The sequence below is a fragment of the Neisseria chenwenguii genome (assembly GCF_002216145.1).
GTDB classification, from domain to species: Bacteria; Pseudomonadota; Gammaproteobacteria; order Burkholderiales; family Neisseriaceae; genus Neisseria; species Neisseria chenwenguii.
Map to the genome: position 1 here is coordinate 663181 of NZ_CP022278.1, position 16930 is coordinate 680110.

A 16930-nucleotide genomic window follows, 5' to 3' on the forward strand; every position below is an offset into this window, starting at 1 on the left:
GTCTGAAAACGGCGGATGCGTTAATGCACGTCGTTTTATAATTTGCACGATGGCGACGGGCCAGATCATCAAAAAGATGTGCATCGTAGGTACGGTTAGCCGCCCGAAGGCGTAACCGTACGCACTACGCGATTTGAAAATGTCTGCTGATGTCGTCTGAAAAAAGCGGATTTGTACGGTTACGCCGCCTTCGGGCGGCTAACCGTACCTACGCCGTCTGAAATCCACAGCATCCCGACAACCTCAAACCCCGCACCAATCCGCCGACTCCTGCTTCTGCACCGCCGCATTGGCCTGAAGCAGAAACCCGTCCGTCAACACCTTTTCCGTCGCCCCCGCCGCGATTTTCTCGCGCGCCAGCAGCAGCGTTTGCGGAAAATAGGCGCGCACTTGTTCGTAATCGTGCAACACCGCAATCACGGCCTGCCCGTCTTGGTTGCAGCAGCGCAAAACATCGAGCAGCGCGTAAGTCGTGCGCGCATCGACGGCGTTGAACGGCTCGTCCAGCAGCAGAAATTTCGCGTTTTGCGCCAGCATCCGCGCAAACAAAACGCGCTGAAACTGGCCGTTGGACAGATGCGCAATCCGCCGTTCGGCAAAATCGCGCATTTCCACGCGTTCCAGCGCGGCATACACGCGCGCGCGCCGGGCGGCATTGACGCGCCCGAAAAAGCCGATTTCGTACCACAGCCCCATCGCCGCCAGCTCGAAAACGGTCATCGGCTGGCTGCGGTCGATTTCCGACTGCTGCGGCAGATAGGCGATGTCGCGGCGCGCCAGCCCCTGCCACGACACGCGGCCGGTATCGGCGTTCTGCAAACCCATCACCGCCTTGAGCAGCGTGGACTTGCCCGCACCGTTCGGCCCGAACACCGCCCACATACTGCCGTCTGAAAACTCGGCGGAAACGTGATGGACGGCGGGTCGGCGCTGATAACTGACGGTCAGGTTTTCAACAAGGATACTCATGCGCCGACCGCCCAAAAATAAACGCCGCAAATCGCGGCAATGGCGGCGGAGGCAATCAGCAGGCGTTGCAAAAGGCCGGTGAGAAGTATTGAATTCATGACGTTTTTTCAGGTTTCAGACGGCATCGCGCAGGCGGATAAGGCCGTCTGAAAACCGTTTTAAGGTTGGCAGAAAAGATGATATTGTATAACATTTTCCGTGCAAACGCATTCCGCCCTATTTTCAGACGGCCTGCCCTTTTGCTACAATCCGCTACAACAGAAACAGGGGTGCTGCGCGCGGCGCGGCTGAGAAAAACCCTTTGCACCCGATACAGTTAATCCTGTCGTGGGGAGTTTCAGCATCATCGAAACCGCCTGTTTTCTGCCGTCTGAAAACAGGCGGTTGCCCTTTTTCAGACGGCCTAACAACCCGCAGGAGCATAACCATGACCGCCCCACTTCTAAGCGAAAAACTCAACGCCGAAACCGCCCGCATCCGCTGGCAGGAGCTGCAAATCCACTTCGCCCGCGGCGCCGCCGTGTACGTTTCCCCCGACTTGGACTTGGTCGAAACCGCCAAACACATGGCCGACGACAACACTGCCGCCCTTTCCGCGCTGATGGAAGCCGGAAAATTCGGCCTCGTCACCGAAACACAGGCACGCGAATTTCTGGCGGACAACCGCGAAATGTGGGCCGTCGTCGTCGCCCCGTGGGTTTTGGTACAGCCTTGTGAAGGGGATTGAACGGGTGGGGTTGGCGGGTGTTTTGAAGTTTTGAAATAAGTTTTGGAATATTGGAAACGCCAAATGCCCGAAGGCCGTCTGAAACACCCGAAGTTTCACAAACCCATTCCCTCTCCCAATGGGAGAGGGTGGTGCTTCGTAGAAGTACGTCCTGCGAGGTTTTCAGAAAAATTTACCATTCCAGGAAGAGAGCTGCCCCACCCCGGCCCTCCCCCGCTACGGCGGGAGAGGGAGCAGATTGCAGCAGGCCGAACATTTACAGATCAAACCACCGCGCGTTAGAAAATTTTTCAGACGGCCTGTTTCAGACGGCCTCAACTGTTTTTCAAAACACAACACCTAAATGCCGTCTGAAAACCTACAAAAAAAAAACCAACTTCCTAAAGGAGAACCCCATGTCCGCACAAAAACCCCTATCCACTTCCGCCAACGGCCTCATCCGGTTTGGCGGCGGTTTCCGTAACCGAAATTCTGACCGGCACCTTCTTCGCGCCGCCGGGCTGGGCGCATGGCGTTCAGGCGGTTTTGATTGGCGCGAAAACGGGACTGGGCGCGATGGAGACGGTGTGCCGTTCGTTCGGTACGGGGCGGCGAAACAGGCGGCGCTGCCGGTAACGCAGTATGAGAATTTCCTGCCGGTTAGCGGCTCGATTTTTGCGCCGATGGCGGCGGTTTTGATTGCGGATTATTTTGTGCTGAAACACGATGTATCGCGGCAGCTGTTTGATTTTGTCGGGCTGGTACTGTGGCTCGCAGGCTTTGTGCTCTATCGGAACTTGATGACGGGCGAAACACCGCTGGGGATGACCTTTCCGGTGATGGCGGCGGTGTTTGTGGTGACGGTAATCGTGAGGAAACTGGCCGGCGTACGCGGCAAATAATATTGAAAATGCGCAAAGGCCGTCTGAATATTCCGGCTACGTTTGTAACCGGATTTTCAGACGGCCTTACGCTGTTTATTTACTGAGCAGGTTTGCTGCAATTTCCCTGCGTAGCAAGATTCAGTTTGGAAACTGCTGCTTTGCCCTGCGCTTCATCAACAAGTTCCACATGTGCACCACCGACGAATGCGCCCATCTTAATATACTGACGGACAAAATAGTTTTTGCCTGCTTCGGCAGCGATAGTCAGCTTATTGGGCGAAAACTCAGATTCAGTGGCAATCTCATGAGACTGACCTCCCGCTACTTCAGTGCGGAAAAATACTTTATTGGAAGACTCACCCAAACATTTTCCGTCCACCCAAATATCTTTTTTGAGTGCCTGTCCGACAAAACTATCTCGATACACATACAGCCCGGCCATGCCTTCGGCGGGCAGGTTGAAGGTTTTCGCTGCGGCTGAGGCTTCCTGCGGCGCAAGAGCGACGGAGGCGCAACCGGAAAGGGCGAGTACGGCGGAAAGTGCGGCGGCGGTTAGGGTTTTATTCATTTTGTTTCCTTCAGTTTAAAATTTTATATGGGAAATCCCACAATAAAATGTAAATCGGATGCAAATCCGGTTTACAGCTTTACAACCCCGTAGATCGGATACCCATATCCGACGTTTAATGCCAATCCTGAAAACGTCGGATTCGGGAATCTGACCTACGCCGTTATCCGGTTTCGACAGGCAGTCGGACTTTTCAGACGGCCTAACCGATAATCTGCACGGCGGTCATTTCCGCGCCGTTGTCGAACTGCGCAAACACCGTCGATACGCCGGCCTCATCACGGTAGGCCAAGGTATGCGCCTGATTGTCGAACACGATTCGGTCTCCGAATACGCTGCCCCAATCGAAGCCGTCCGCCGCATCGCCAAACAGACTGCGCAAGCCCGAGAGGTCTAGGCGGTCTTCCGTGATGTCGAAATCGGTAATACGGTCGGTTTTGCCTTCACGGATGTCCTCCGCACTAAACACAACGGTATCGCGGCCTGCGCCCGTGGTTACGGTGTCGCTGCCCAAACTTCCGAGCAGGCGGTCGCTGCCGCTTGAACCTGTGAGCGTTTCGTCGCCCGACGTACCGAGCAATACCGCTTCGCCGTTGTGGGTTTGGTTGCCAAACGCGCTCCAGTCGAATTTGTCTTTACCCAAATCGATGGAGGTTTCCGCCGCATTTTCAGACGGCCTGTACACAACCGTACCGTCCGCTTCCTGCGTGGCGGTCAGCTCGACGGCTTTAGTGGAAACGACATTGCCGTCTGAATCTTCGGTCTGCACGACGGCGGTTATCGGGCGCAAGTCGGCGGTCTCGGCCGGGGAGGCGGTGGCGTAAGGTGTAACATCCGCTTTTGTGCCGTCTGAGCCGAGTTTGGCTTCAAGGCCGTCTGAAAAACCGTCGCCGTCGGTGTCGTTGGTGTAGGCGGAAGTATCTATGCGTAATTCGTCATAGTCGTTCAACCCATCACGGTCAAAGTCCTGTGCTTCGTATGCAGCTTTTTGATTTTTATCCACACGGTAGCCTTGACTGAAATATTTTTGGACTTCGGTACTGGTTTCGTAGAAATTGGCCAATGCGTGTTTGTCCCAACCGTCTTTATTTGCGGCGGTATTTTTCAGGAAGATAGTGTTTTTATAGGTTCCCAAGCCATCAAAGCCTAAAACTGTTCCGGCGCCCTGAGCTCCGCCGATTGTTCCGCCTACCGCCGCGCCTGCTTTTGCTCCCGCCAATATCAAAGGCGCAGCCGCACCACCTGTTGCGATAGTTGCAACCAGACCTCCTACGAGAGCCAAGAATCCGCCTGTTGCAGCTCCTTTAGCTGCGGTTGCGGCAGTAGCTGCCACCGCAGCACCCGTCTGATATGTAGTCGGAACATCGCCGCTGCTTAACCATTCGCCTTCAATCACATAAGAATTGGTTTTATAGGTAACACCCGATTGGTTGGTAAAACGTGCATCGTAAATCCGTTCTTGTGCAAACTGTTCGGAACGCGCCGCAGCCGCCACTAAATCCGGAGTCGGACTGCCGTCGGTAATGATTTTGGCCGTGTTGAATAACACGCTGCGGACAAATTCGTCTTTAAACTGGGAATTTTGCACCGTATAGGTGGCAAAATACTGAGCCAGATAGCCGCCCAAAGAATGCCCTGTCGAATAAACATGGTCGGGATTGTATTGTTCCAGCGTGCTAATAATTTCATCCATCTGCTTGGCTTGGGTCGGCGTATTGCCTTGAGCCAGCTTCAATCCGGCAGTCGCATCCTGCAAGCCTTTTGTGCCACGGAAGGCCACCACGATATTTTGGTAAGAGCCGTCGGCTTTTTTGCCGTTGCCGAATATGGTGTAATCCAAACCGCTGCCGAAAAACTCACCTTTGCTGACAACTGATAAAACATCCCAATGGCCTTGGTATTCGCTGATGTCCACCTGACCGTTTAGATCTGCTTTGACAGAATCAATTTCGATGCTGCCCACGCCATCAAAAGCCTGCTGCATGGCAGTTTTGCCTTCTGTGGCATAAGCCAGCGTGGAAAACATCCGCAAATCGCGGTCGGAAACGTTCCACATATCCGGATAGCGGTCTTTGCTGTCAATCAGGCCGTCGCCGTCGGTATCTGCCTTATACGAGGCTTGAAGATTATCTTTTGATGAATCGACATGCGTGCTGACAAAACCGTTTAAGTAAGCAATTGATTCATCTGACGGCTTATTGCGGATAATCTCATTCTTTTCAGACGGCCTGACACCCGCCTCACGGTATTCCAGCACCGACAAATCCAATTCTCGGCCTGCTTCGGCGCTGCGGGTGACGATGATGCCGTCTTTGTAGAGAATACGGGTGGTGTGGATTTCGGGCTGTTCGGGTGCGGGTATTTGGGCTCCGTCCGCCGCCGTTGCATCGCTGGTTTGCGGCGTTTCGGCTGACGGGGTGTTTTGTGCGGCGCCGCTTTGGGAATTGCCGGCGGCGTTGTTGCCGGCATTGCTGTCTGAATCAGGCGGATTGCCGTCTGAATTTCCGCCTCCACCGGCAAACGCCAGCGGGATGCCGAGCGCCAAGAGGCCGCCGGCGATTTTCAGCGGGCGGTAGCTGGGAGCGGTTTCGGTAATTTCTTCGGCTTGAACTTGGCGGACGGTTTCTTCCAGCGCAGCTTCGGTTTGAACGGCGGGAACGTATCCGGACGGGGATGTCTGCGGCGCGGGTACGCGTGAGGAGAGGGGTTCGACGGGCGTTTCTGCGGGGAGGGATTCGGCCGCAGGCGCTGCGGCAAGGATTTCGGGCTGCGCGGCTGCATCAGCCGTCAGTTGGTTGGTTGGTTGGTTGGTTGGTTGGTTGGTTGGTTGGTTGGTTGGTTGGTTGGACGTTTTGATTTTTCATTTTTTTAAAGTTTCAATAATAAAAGCAATAGTAGGTAATTTAACATAAAGAACAAACAAATCAAGATGCGGATTGAAACTTTAGTAGAGGGGATATTCTATATATTCCAAAGTATTGTAAAAATGCTGTCTGAAAACGGATTTAAGCACCTGTATGGATTAGCGGTTTTTAAAAAGCATCATACAAATGAGTTTTGAAAGGGCGTCTGAATGTTTTGACGGCAGGTGTGGCAAAAGGTAGGCCGGGCGTTTTTACCCGACGCTGGAAATTTAAGGTGGTGTGGAGATTTCGACAGATTGTCGGGCAAAAGTGCCCGACCTACACCCTAATCTGCTTTGAATTGTGCGGATACCTATGCTGCGAACCCCGCCCTTGCGGGTTGCGCTTAAAGGGTTTTCAGGGGCTTGATGCCCGCTTATGCCGCCTGAAAACCTACTCCTTCCGCCCTAGCAGCATTGCATCGCCGTAACTGAAAAAGCGGTATTCCTGCGCGACTGCGTGGCGGTAAACGCTGCGGATGTGCTCCATGCCGGAAAAGGCGCTGACGAGCATCAGGAGCGTGGATTTGGGCAGGTGGAAGTTGGTAATCAGGCGGTCGGCGACGTTGAAGCGGTAGCCGGGGGTGATGAAGATATCGGTGTCGCCGCGCCCTGCTTTCAGACGGCCTGCTTCGCGGGCGGCGGATTCGAGGGCGCGCACGGAGGTGGTGCCGACTGCCCAAATTTTGCTGCCGCGCGCTTTGGCGGCTTCAATCAGGGCAACGGTTTCGGCGGGGACGTCAAACCATTCGCTGTGCATTTTGTGTTCGGCGATGTTTTCGACGCGCACGGGTTGGAACGTGCCTGCACCGACGTGCAGGGTCACTTCGGCGGTGAGAGCGCCTTTGGCACGCAGTTTGTCCAGCAGCGTGCCGGTAAAATGCAGGCCGGCGGTCGGGGCGGCAACGGCGCCCTGATGTTTGGCGTAAACGGTTTGGTAGCGGCTGTCGTCTTTGTCGTCGGCGGCGCGTTCGATATAGGGCGGCAGCGGCAGTTTGCCGTTTTGCTCGAGGATTTCGTAAACGCTGCGGCTGTCGTCGAAACTCAGGGTAAAGAGTTCGCCCGCGCGCTCGGTCATGACGGCGCGGATGCCGCCTTCAAACAGCAATACGGTGCCGGCTTTCGGCGATTTCGAGGCGCGGATGTGGGCGAGCGCGGTGTGTTCGTCCAATACCCGCTCGATCAGGGCTTCGATTCTGCCGCCGCTTTCTTTTTGGCCGAACAGCCGCGCTTTCATCACTTTGGTATTGTTAAATACCAAAACATCGCCCGCTTCGACGTAATCGGGCAAATCGGCAAACTGCGCGTCTTGCAGCGGCGAATCGGGCAGCGCGACCAACAGGCGGCTGCTGCCGCGTGTTTCGGGCGGGTGTTGCGCAATCAGCGCTTCGGGCAGGGCGAAATCGAAATCGGAAATATCCATAACTTTAGTAATTTTTTTGAAAAACGCCGTTATTATACGCATCTTTCCGATGCCTCGAAATTTGCGTTCAGACGGTCGCATTCCCCCGCAAAAGCAAAGGATTAGAATAGATGCTCTTGTCCGGCAAAGCGGAACGCCGTTTGCGCGTTTTATTGAAAAATGCCGACAACTTCGGATATTTTGCTGGACATTTACAAACAACTTCGGGAAAATAACCCGATTAAATCTTACAGACAAAACGTTCTTTACATTCAATTTCCGGTTTTTCAGACGGCATCCAAATGCCGTCTGAAAAACTTTCCCGAAAACTTCCGTTTTCTCCCAATGTATTCTATCCACGGCATCCGGCCGTTTTAAAAAGGAACACAACATGGATTTGCGCAAACTGAAAAAACTGATTGATTTGGTTGAAGAATCCGGTATCGCCGAAATCGAAGTGACCGAAGGCGAAGAAAAAGTCCGCATTACCCGCACCGCCGCCGCCGCACAGCCCGTTTACGCCGCGCCCGCACCGGTTCAGGCTGTTGCCGCTGCGCCTGCCGCCTCCCCTGCTCCCACTGCCGCAGCAGCGCCCGCCGCACGCGATTTGAGCAACGCGCAGAAATCGCCGATGGTCGGTACTTTCTACCGCGCACCGAGCCCGACTTCGCCTGTGTTTGTCGAAGTCGGCCAAAGCGTGAAAGCGGGCGATACGCTGTGCATCATCGAAGCGATGAAACTGATGAACGAAATTGAAGCCGAAAAATCCGGCGTGGTCAAAGAAATTCTGGTCGAAAACGGCACGCCTGTGGAATACGGCGAGCCGCTGTTTATCATCGAATAATATTTTTCAGACGGCCTCTGCATCCAAAAATGCGGCAGGCCGTCTGAACGTTTTTCGAGGCGTGCTTCCCCTTCAAACCGCCCGCGAAACATTCGGATAAACATTTTCAGACGGCATCATGCTGAAGCAGAGGACGTCTGAAAGCAAAGGAAAATCATCATGTTGAAAAAAGTCTTAATCGCCAACCGCGGCGAAATCGCGCTGCGCGTATTGCGCGCCTGCCGCGAAATGGGCATCGCCACCGTCGCCGTGCATTCCGAAGCCGACAAAGACAGCCTGCACGTCAAGCTGTCCGACGAATCCGTGTGCATCGGCCCGGCCGCTTCCGCACAAAGCTACCTCAATATCCCCGCCATCATCGCCGCCGCCGAAGTCACCGGTGCCGACGGCATCCACCCGGGCTACGGCTTTTTGGCGGAAAACGCCAATTTTGCCGAACAGGTCGAACAATCCGGTTTTGTCTTCATCGGCCCTCGCGCCGACACCATCCGCCTGATGGGCGACAAAGTTTCCGCCAAACACGCCATGATCGAAGCGGGCGTGCCCTGCGTACCCGGTTCGGACGGCGCCCTGTCTGACGACCCCGACGAAATCCTCAAAACCGCCGACAAAGTCGGTTTCCCCGTCATCATCAAAGCCTCCGGCGGCGGCGGCGGCCGCGGTATGCGCGTGGTCGAGAAAAAAGAAGACCTGCTGCGCTCCGTCGAAATGACCAAAACCGAAGCAGGTGCCGCGTTCGGCAACCCGATGGTTTACATGGAACGCTACCTGCAACGCCCGCGCCACGTCGAAATCCAAGTCTTGTCCGACGAACACGGCAACGCCGTTTACCTCGCCGAACGCGACTGCTCGCTCCAGCGCCGCCACCAGAAAGTCATCGAAGAAGCGCCCGCCCCCGGCATCAGCGAAGCCGAGCGCAAAAAAATCGGCGAAGCCTGCGTCGCCGCCTGCAAACGCATCGGCTACCGCGGCGCGGGTACGTTTGAATTTCTCTACGAAGACGGCGAGTTTTTCTTCATCGAGATGAACACCCGCGTACAGGTCGAACATCCCGTTACCGAGCTGATTACCAACGTCGATATTGTGCAGGAACAAATCCGCATCGCAAGCGGTCTGCCGCTGCAATACAAGCAGAAAGACATCAAAATCTCCGGCCACGCGTTCGAATGCCGCATCAACGCCGAAGACCCGTACAACTTCATCCCCAGCCCCGGCCTGATCGAAAGCTGCCACCTCCCCGGCGGCTTCGGCATCCGCGTGGACAGCCACATCTATCAGGGTTACCGCATTCCGCCGTATTACGACAGCTTAATCGGCAAAATCTGCGTCGTCGGCAAAACCCGCGAACAGGCCATGGCGAAAATGCGTGTCGCGCTGGCCGAACTGGCCGTGACCGGCATCAAAACCAATACCCCGCTCCACCGCGACCTCTTCACCGACCCCGGTTTCGCCGAAGGCGGCGTCAGTATCCACTATCTGGAACACTGGCTGGAAGAGCGCAAAGCGAAGTTGGAAAAATAATCCGCAACAAAATCAAGGCCGTCTGAAAAATTCAGACGGCCTTTTTCAAGCGCCGCCAATCCGTTAAAATAGCCGCACATCAGGCGGTTTCGGCCGCCGTTTATCAATTATTTTCATGCCGTCTGATGCTTCGGCTGCGCTCAGCAACCGGTTCAGACGGCCTTATCCGAAAGCCACCCATGCCCTACCGACAAACCACCATTACCGTAAACGACACCGCCGCCGAACGCCTCGCCGACGCCCTGATGGAACACGGCGCTCTGTCCGCCGCCATCGAAGACGCCTACGCCGGCACGGAAAACGAGCAGGCCATTTTCGGCGAACCGGGAATGCCGACCGAACAAATCTGGCAGCAGAGCAAGGTCATCGCCCTGTTCGGCGAAGATGATCCCGTCGCCGGAATCATTCAAAAAGCCGCTGCCGAATGCGGCTTGGGCGAACTGCCCTACACCGCCGAAACCCTCGAAGACCAAGACTGGGTGCGCCTGACGCAGGCGCAGTTTGACCCGATTCAGATTTCCGAGCGCCTCTGGATTACCCCCTCGTGGCACGACGCGCCCGACGACAACGCGGTCAACCTCCAGCTCGACCCCGGTTTGGCGTTCGGTACGGGCAGCCACCCGACCACGCGCCTGTGTCTGCAATGGCTGGACGGCGAACTCAAAGGAGGCGAAAGCGTACTCGACTACGGCTGCGGCTCGGGCATCCTCGCCATCGCCGCGATGAAACTCGGCGCAGGTTCCGCCGTCGGCGTAGACATCGACCCGCAGGCCATCCGCGCCAGCCGCGACAATGCCGCGCAAAACAATACCGATGCGCAGTTCTACCTGCCCGACGGCCTGCCGGAAGGGCAATTCGACGTCGTTGTCGCCAACATCCTCGCCAACCCGCTGCGCATGCTCGGCGATATGCTTGCCGCCCGCACCAAACAGGGCGGACGGATTGTGTTGTCCGGCCTGCTTGATGAACAGGTTGAAGAATTGAGTGAAATTTACGCCCAATGGTTCGACCTCGACCCCGCCGTAACCGATGAGAGCTGGGCGCGTTTGAGCGGGGTAAAACGCTGATTTATTGAGGGAATGAAAAACAAGGCCGTCTGAAAACAATGTATTTTCAGACGGCCTTTCCCCTATTTTGTATAGTGAAATAAAATAAGAAAGATACAAGGCGGCAAAGCGCAGACAGTACGGGGTAGTACGGGACAGATGAACTTGGCGCTTCAGCGCCTCAGTGAATCGTCCTCTTTGGGCTCAGCCGCAGCCAACGAAGTGGATTTTTTATTTTAATTCACTATATCTCCGTTTACAGCGTATAAACACCCACACTTTGCTTGGCAAACACCACATCAAACTCATTGGTTTCCAAGGTCTTTCTGATTTGGACGACTTCTTCGTCACTCAGCAGAATCTCTTCGTATTGGGAAACGTATTCCACAAAATCAAACGATTCGACCACGTTATCGGGCATCATGGTTTGGAAGCGGCAGTTTTTGCCGAACACGGCGACAGAAAAGAAAACCTGCTGCGGCAGCGAAAGCTGTTTGGAAAGCGCTTCGATGTAGCGCTGGTTTTGGCGCAGCGGATTGGGAAACTGCGATTCGCTTTTGTGGTAACGCTGCGTCCAAAGTCCGTCTTTTTTGTCGCCCCAAATCAAGCCCTGTTGGTTGGGGGTATTGACCACGAAAATGCCGTGGCGCGAAATGTAAACATGGTCGACTTGCAGATGTTCGCTTCCGCTACGGACATCCAATTTATTGATTTCGTGATAAATTTCCGCATTTAATTTGCATTGGGCGCGGAAATTGGCGGTAAAACGGCCGACCAGTTTTTTATTGCGCAAACTGTTAGCCAGGAAGAAGACGGCGGCAATCGGAATCATCCACCAAAGGTGTATGAAGATGCCGTCTGAAAGCGGGTTGAAGTTGATCATTTTGGTTTTCCACGTTTTGTAATGTATTTGGCTTTTTGGTTTTGTAAACATCCGTTAATGCAGATATCTTTATGTAATTATAACGGCATCATTATTTTTAGCAATGCAAAATACCGCTTATTTAAATTTTATACCATTTATCGTAAATTTCTGTTTAAAAAAAACAACTGTCATTTTTCCCAGGCCGAGCTTAATGCCCATTCGGTCGGGCTGTAAAACTTCGGCAGTGTCTGCGGAATGCCCAGCGTATCGCGGTACACGACGCGGTAGCGGTCGCTGAACCAGTTGGGTACGACGATATACTGATGGCGCATCACGCGGTCGAGGGCGCGGGCGGACGTGACCAGCTCGTCGCGGTTGCGGAAACTTTCAAAACGTTTGAGCAGCGTTTCCACAGCGGGGTTGCACACGCCCGCCCAATTGCGGCTGCCCTCGGTTTTCGCGGCTTCGCAGCCGAAATACGCCGCCTGCTCGTTGCCGGGACTTTCGCTGTTGCCGTAGACGACAATGGTCATGTCGTAGTCGAAGCGGTTCAGCCGCCGCTGATACAGCGCCGGATCGGCCACGCGCACGGTCATGGCCACGCCGATTTTCGCCAAATCGCGCTGCCATTTGGCGTTGACGCGCTCGTAGGTTTTGCTCGGTGTGAGAAACTCAAACACCAGCGGTTTGCCCTCCTTATCGACCAAGCGGCCGTTTTGGTAGCGGTAGCCTGCCTTGACAAGCAGCGCGCGCGCTTTCAAAAGATTGGGGCGCACACCCGTCTTCAGGTCGGTTTGCGGCGGTTCGGGAACGTTTTGCGTAAAAATTTCAGACGGCAGTTTGTCTTTTACCGTATTCAAAAGCACCAGCTCTGCGCCCTGCGGTTTGCCCGTCGCCGCCATTGTGCTGTTGGAGAAAAAACTGTTGCTGCGACGGTAGGCGCCGTAAAACAGGCGGCTGTTGGTGCTTTCGAAATCGAAACTTTCCACCAGCGCCTGCCGCACCAAAATATTGTCAAACGGCTTGCGGCGCAGGTTCATCACATAGCCCTGCATCCCCGCCGTATTGCCCTGCCGCCATTCGTGTTTGCCCAGGCCGCGCTTTTTCAGCACCCCGTCGGAATACGCGCGCGCCCAGTTGCGGGCGATGTTTTCCTGAACAAAATCATACTGTCCGCCCTTCATTCCCTCGATGCGTACGCTGTCGTCACGGTAATATTTAAAGCGCACGGTATCGAAGTTGTACTGCCCCTTGCGCGTCGGCAGATTCTGCGCCCAGTAATTTTTATCGCGCCCAAACTCGCTCATGCGCCCGCTATCGGCCTTGCCCAAACGGTAAGGCCCCGAGCCGATCGGCGCCTTACCCGCCGCAGCCGCCAAACCCTTGGGATAACTTTTATGCGAAAACACCGGCAGTTCGCCCAAAATCATATGCAGCTCGGCATTGCGCGCCTTGAAACGGAACACAACCGTCTGCGCATCGGGCGTTTCCACTTTCGCCACCCCGCCCCAATACATCTTATACATCGGCACCGCCGCCTTATCCTGCGTCAGAATCCGAAACGATTCCGCCACATCTTCGGAAGTCACCGCATCGCCGTTGTGAAAGCGCGCTTTCGGATTGAGGCGGAACGTCACCGAAAGGCCGTCTGAAGCCAATTCCACGTCTTGAGCCAACAGCCCGTACATCGCAAACGGCTCGTCCAAACTCTTTTCCATCAGCGTATCCAGCGTCAGCATTGCCACGCCCACCTCGTGATCGCCTTTGAGCGTAAACGGATTGAGCGTATCGAAACCACCCTGATACGGCAGCGAAAACGTCCCGCCTTTGGGCGCATTCGGGTTCACATAATCAAACGCCTTAAATCCCGCCGGATATTTGACCGGCTGCCCCAAAGCCAAGCCGTGCGCGGCGTGGGCGGAAGCAGAGAGGGAAAACATGAGGGCGAAGGCGGTTTGGGAAACGGGTTTCATGATGTGGATTGGGGACGGGTTTGGGGGGAACGGGGATTATAGCAAAAGGCCGTCTGAAAATTAGGGGGTGGGATTTTCAGACGGCCTGAGGGGGAACTGTACCGGATGGAACTGCCGTAGGGTGGGCCTGCCCAAAGGGCAGGAATGCCGTCTGAAATCTGAAGATTGCAATTTGTCCTACGGCCAAACGGTGGGCCGACAGGCCCACCCTACGGCTGAAATCCGGCTTCACTTGTAGGCCGGGCTTCAACCCAGCAATACCCGCTGGAAACATGATTAAATTTGCTGGGCTGAAGCCCGGCCTGCGGCAACTTTTTGTTGCAAACGAAAGTTTCAGACGGCCTCACCGCCTTCTTCCTTCTCCCGTTTCGCGTGCACGCCAAACTCCGCCAGCGAAATATCCATCGAATCCAAACACGGCTGCATGATGCGGCTGACCGCCTCGTTCACATGATCCCGATCTCCGGCGGGGCGGTACACAAACAGTTTGAACAAATCGTCCAACTCGATCGCCTCCGCGCCGGTTTTCAACACCCAGCCCTGTTTGCCCGAATAAACATAGCCGTGCCGCGCCAGTTTTTCCAGCAGTTCGCCCAATTCGTCGTAACCCATATTGATATGCCGTCTGAACGCCTGCACGGGCATGGCCTGCCCCGTCTGCTGTGCGTTGTCCAAAAGCAGCAGGATTTTCAACACGTCGTCAAACCGCCCGCGCGCATCAAAACCGCGCCGGAACGCCTCACCCTGCCAATACGACAGCGACGACGTCAGCACCGCACCCGCCAACACCAGCGACCACAGCAGGTTCAACCACAACAGAAAAAACGGCACCGCCGCAAATGCGCCGTAAATCGAGGTGTAGCCGTTGAACTTGCCCATATACCAAGCGAACAGCGCGCGCGCGATTTCGAGGCAGACCGCGGTCAGAAACGCCCCCGCCAGCGCCTGCCGCGCGGGCACGAAACGGTTGGGCACAAAGCGGTACAGCGCCCACAAAAGCAGCGTGGAAAACACCACCGAAACGCCCGTGCGCAGCATTTCCGCAAGCTCAGGGGAATATTGTTCCAAACCGCTGTTGCGCAGCGTTCCGAACAGCAGCGACACGCCCACGCCCAGCGACAGCGGCCCCAGCGTCAAAAGCGCCCAATACACCAAAAACTGCATCAGAAACGGACGGCGGCTGTTAACGCGCCAAATGCGGTTAAACGCATTGTCGATGGTCTGAATCAGCATCAGCGACGTGGCCATCAGCATCACGCTGCCGATGGCCGTAAGCTTGGAAGCCTTGTCTTTAAAGGCATTGATGTAGTCGAACACCATGTCCGCCCCCTGCGGCACGATGGTGCGGTTGATAAACTGCACAAACATGCCCGACCACTCGTCAAACACGGGAAACGCGGAAGCGACCACCACCGTAACCGTCAGTACCGGCACCAGCGCCAGCAGCGTGGTAAACGTCAGGCTCGAGGCCACCAGCGGCACGCGTTCGTCGTTGAAACGGCGCACGACAAAGCCGATAAAACCCAAAGTCTTACCCTGTTTCAACGCTTGCCACTTTTCAGAAAACGGCATACTCTTTTTCCTTGTTTGATTTGTGTTATTTCCGACAGCCTGTGTCATGAGATAACCTGAGCGTAGGCGGACCCGGTTGGTGAGCCTGTCGAACCATCAGCCCAGCAAGTCGGTTTGGCTTATTCAATCATCCGGCCTATCATCAAAAAATGCCGTCTGAAAAATAAACGGCTGCAACGGAACGCTATACAGTCAGGTTTTGTCGGATACAGACTGCGTAGGCTGGGCTTCAGCCCGGCTAATCCCGCTTTATTCATGAAACAGCTGGGCTAATGGTTCGACAGGCTTACCAACCGAGCCCCGCCTACGGAATACAAAATAAGCAACTTTTTCAGACGGCCTTGTAAATCCGCTTGAAGGCCGTCTGAAAACCCTTTCCCACCCATTTTAACGGAATCCCCAAATGAACCCAAATCCCCTGAAAATCCTCGTTCTTTTTTATTCCCAACACGGCGCGACCTACAACCTCGCCCGCCAAATCGCGCGCGGCGTCGAAAGCGTTGCCGGCTGCGAAGCCGTTTTGCGCACCGTACCCAAAGTTTCCGCCGTCTGCGAAGCCGTCGAAAGCAGCATTCCCGACAGCGGCGCGCCCTACGTCCAAGCCGACGACCTCAAAACCTGCGCCGCCCTCGCGCTCGGCAGTCCGACCCGTTTCGGCAACATGGCCGCCGCCATGAAATATTTCATCGACGGCACCATCCCGCAATGGCTGGGCGCCGAATTGTCCGGCAAACCCGCCACCGTCTTCACCAGCACCTCCAGCCTGCACGGCGGCCAAGAATCCACCCTGCTCACCATGATGCTGCCGCTGCTGCACCACGGCATGATCATCAGCGGCATCCCGTTCTCCGAATCCGCCCTCAGCCGCACCCAAAGCGGCGGCACGCCCTACGGCGCCAGCCACGCCGCCGGCGCCGACAACCAAGCCGCCTTAAGCACGGAAGAAGCCGAACTCGCCTTCGCACAAGGCCGCAGGCTGGCGGAACTGGCAGTGAAGCTGGCGGGGTAAGGTTCGCAGCAATATACGATTGACCCGTTGTTCAAAATACACGCGGGAGACTTTTTCAGACGGCATGCTCAAGGCCGTCTGAAAAAAGTTAATCTCGGCCGACGTTATTCCCATGCCGTCTACCCCCACAAACCTTGCACCTTTTTTACCGAAAACCACACGCATCCCCATCGTTTTCGGGTAAACTCTTTTCTCAAATAAACGGTTAAAATTAAAGACAAGCGGACCAATAAGAATCAAACTCTTTTGCAAAGTCCGAGCAAAATACCCCGTTTTTAAAAACAGCAAACCGCACCCGTCCGAATCAAGAAAAGAGCACCGCATGGAAACCAACCGCCTGTCCGCACTTCTCAAACTGATTGCCAACCCCGATCGCATGGGGATTTTACTCATGCTGCGCGACGGCGAATGCAGCGTCGCCGAGCTTTGCGAAACATTGGGCGCCACGCCGACCGCCGTTTCCGCCCACCTCCACAAAATGCGCACCGAAGGGCTGGTCGATTTCACCCGCTACCACCGCATCCTTGAATACCGGCTGGTTTCCGAAGAAGCCCGCATCCTGCTCGACACCGTCGCCGAACTCAAAAACCGTGAGGCCGCCTGAAAACGCGGATGGCGCAAAATGCTAAAATGGCGCGGCTCGAACAAAGCCGCGTTTTTTCATCCGGA

The 16930-nt window shown here is 55.3% G+C and carries 14 protein-coding genes and 1 riboswitch; of the genes, 7 read left to right on the forward strand and 7 right to left on the reverse strand.

Annotated elements, in window-relative coordinates; translation table 11 throughout:
- Positions 1-243: 243 nt before the first annotated feature.
- A complete protein-coding gene (locus BG910_RS03215; protein ID WP_198344822.1) occupies positions 244-969 on the reverse strand; it encodes a metal ABC transporter ATP-binding protein in 726 nt (241 codons plus the stop codon).
- A 255-nt stretch (positions 970-1224) separates the two neighbouring features.
- Positions 1225-1320: riboswitch (TPP riboswitch) on the forward strand.
- A gap of 76 nt (positions 1321-1396) precedes the next feature.
- Here BG910_RS03215 and BG910_RS03225 point away from each other — a divergent pair.
- Positions 1397-1696, forward strand: coding sequence for a DUF2288 domain-containing protein (locus BG910_RS03225; RefSeq protein ID WP_089035605.1), 300 nt, complete (start codon positions 1397-1399; stop codon positions 1694-1696).
- A gap of 395 nt (positions 1697-2091) precedes the next feature.
- A complete protein-coding gene (locus BG910_RS13140) occupies positions 2092-2577 on the forward strand; it encodes a hypothetical protein (protein ID WP_089035606.1) in 486 nt (161 codons plus the stop codon).
- Positions 2578-2656: 79 nt separating this feature from the next.
- Here BG910_RS13140 and BG910_RS03235 read toward each other — a convergent pair whose 3' ends face one another.
- From BG910_RS03235 to queA, 3 genes are all read right to left on the reverse strand, one after another.
- Positions 2657-3127 carry a DUF2846 domain-containing protein gene (locus BG910_RS03235; protein WP_089035607.1) on the reverse strand — a complete coding sequence of 157 codons (471 nt, stop codon included), beginning with the start codon at positions 3125-3127 and terminating at the stop codon, positions 2657-2659.
- A 202-nt stretch (positions 3128-3329) separates the two neighbouring features.
- Positions 3330-5672, reverse strand: a complete 2343-nt coding sequence (locus BG910_RS03240) for a M10 family metallopeptidase C-terminal domain-containing protein (protein ID WP_089035608.1) — start codon at positions 5670-5672, stop codon at positions 3330-3332.
- Between the two features lie 751 nt (positions 5673-6423).
- Positions 6424-7452 carry a tRNA preQ1(34) S-adenosylmethionine ribosyltransferase-isomerase QueA gene (gene queA, locus BG910_RS03250; RefSeq protein ID WP_089037114.1) on the reverse strand — a complete coding sequence of 343 codons (1029 nt, stop codon included), beginning with the start codon at positions 7450-7452 and terminating at the stop codon, positions 6424-6426.
- Between the two features lie 370 nt (positions 7453-7822).
- On the opposite strand from queA, the gene accB reads away from it, so the two are divergent.
- The 3 genes from accB to prmA all read left to right on the forward strand — a co-directional run bounded on the left by accB (position 7823) and on the right by prmA (position 10863).
- Positions 7823-8275 carry an acetyl-CoA carboxylase biotin carboxyl carrier protein gene (accB, locus tag BG910_RS03260; protein ID WP_089035611.1) on the forward strand — a complete coding sequence of 151 codons (453 nt, stop codon included), beginning with the start codon at positions 7823-7825 and terminating at the stop codon, positions 8273-8275.
- A gap of 159 nt (positions 8276-8434) precedes the next feature.
- Complete coding sequence (gene accC, locus BG910_RS03265) at positions 8435-9796, forward strand: acetyl-CoA carboxylase biotin carboxylase subunit (RefSeq protein WP_089035612.1); 1362 nt, start codon at positions 8435-8437, stop codon at positions 9794-9796.
- Positions 9797-9975: 179 nt separating this feature from the next.
- Positions 9976-10863 (forward strand): 50S ribosomal protein L11 methyltransferase, encoded by an 888-nt coding sequence (gene prmA, locus BG910_RS03270; protein WP_089035613.1) that lies wholly within the window; start codon positions 9976-9978, stop codon positions 10861-10863.
- 235 nt (positions 10864-11098) lie between these two features.
- Here prmA and BG910_RS03275 read toward each other — a convergent pair whose 3' ends face one another.
- From BG910_RS03275 to BG910_RS03285, 3 genes are all read right to left on the reverse strand, one after another.
- On the reverse strand, positions 11099-11725 hold the full coding sequence (locus tag BG910_RS03275) for a nuclease-related domain-containing protein (protein WP_089037115.1): 627 nt from the start codon (positions 11723-11725) through the stop codon (positions 11099-11101).
- 170 nt (positions 11726-11895) lie between these two features.
- Complete coding sequence (locus tag BG910_RS03280; protein ID WP_089035614.1) at positions 11896-13680, reverse strand: extracellular solute-binding protein; 1785 nt, start codon at positions 13678-13680, stop codon at positions 11896-11898.
- 333 nt (positions 13681-14013) lie between these two features.
- Positions 14014-15252 carry a YihY family inner membrane protein gene (locus tag BG910_RS03285; protein ID WP_089035615.1) on the reverse strand — a complete coding sequence of 413 codons (1239 nt, stop codon included), beginning with the start codon at positions 15250-15252 and terminating at the stop codon, positions 14014-14016.
- A 403-nt stretch (positions 15253-15655) separates the two neighbouring features.
- Between BG910_RS03285 and wrbA the strand changes: the two genes are divergently transcribed.
- Entirely contained in the window at positions 15656-16261 is a 606-nt protein-coding gene (gene wrbA, locus BG910_RS03290; protein WP_089035616.1) for an NAD(P)H:quinone oxidoreductase, read from the forward strand.
- A gap of 322 nt (positions 16262-16583) precedes the next feature.
- Entirely contained in the window at positions 16584-16865 is a 282-nt protein-coding gene (locus BG910_RS03295) for an ArsR/SmtB family transcription factor (RefSeq protein WP_089035617.1), read from the forward strand.
- Positions 16866-16930 lie beyond the last annotated feature (65 nt).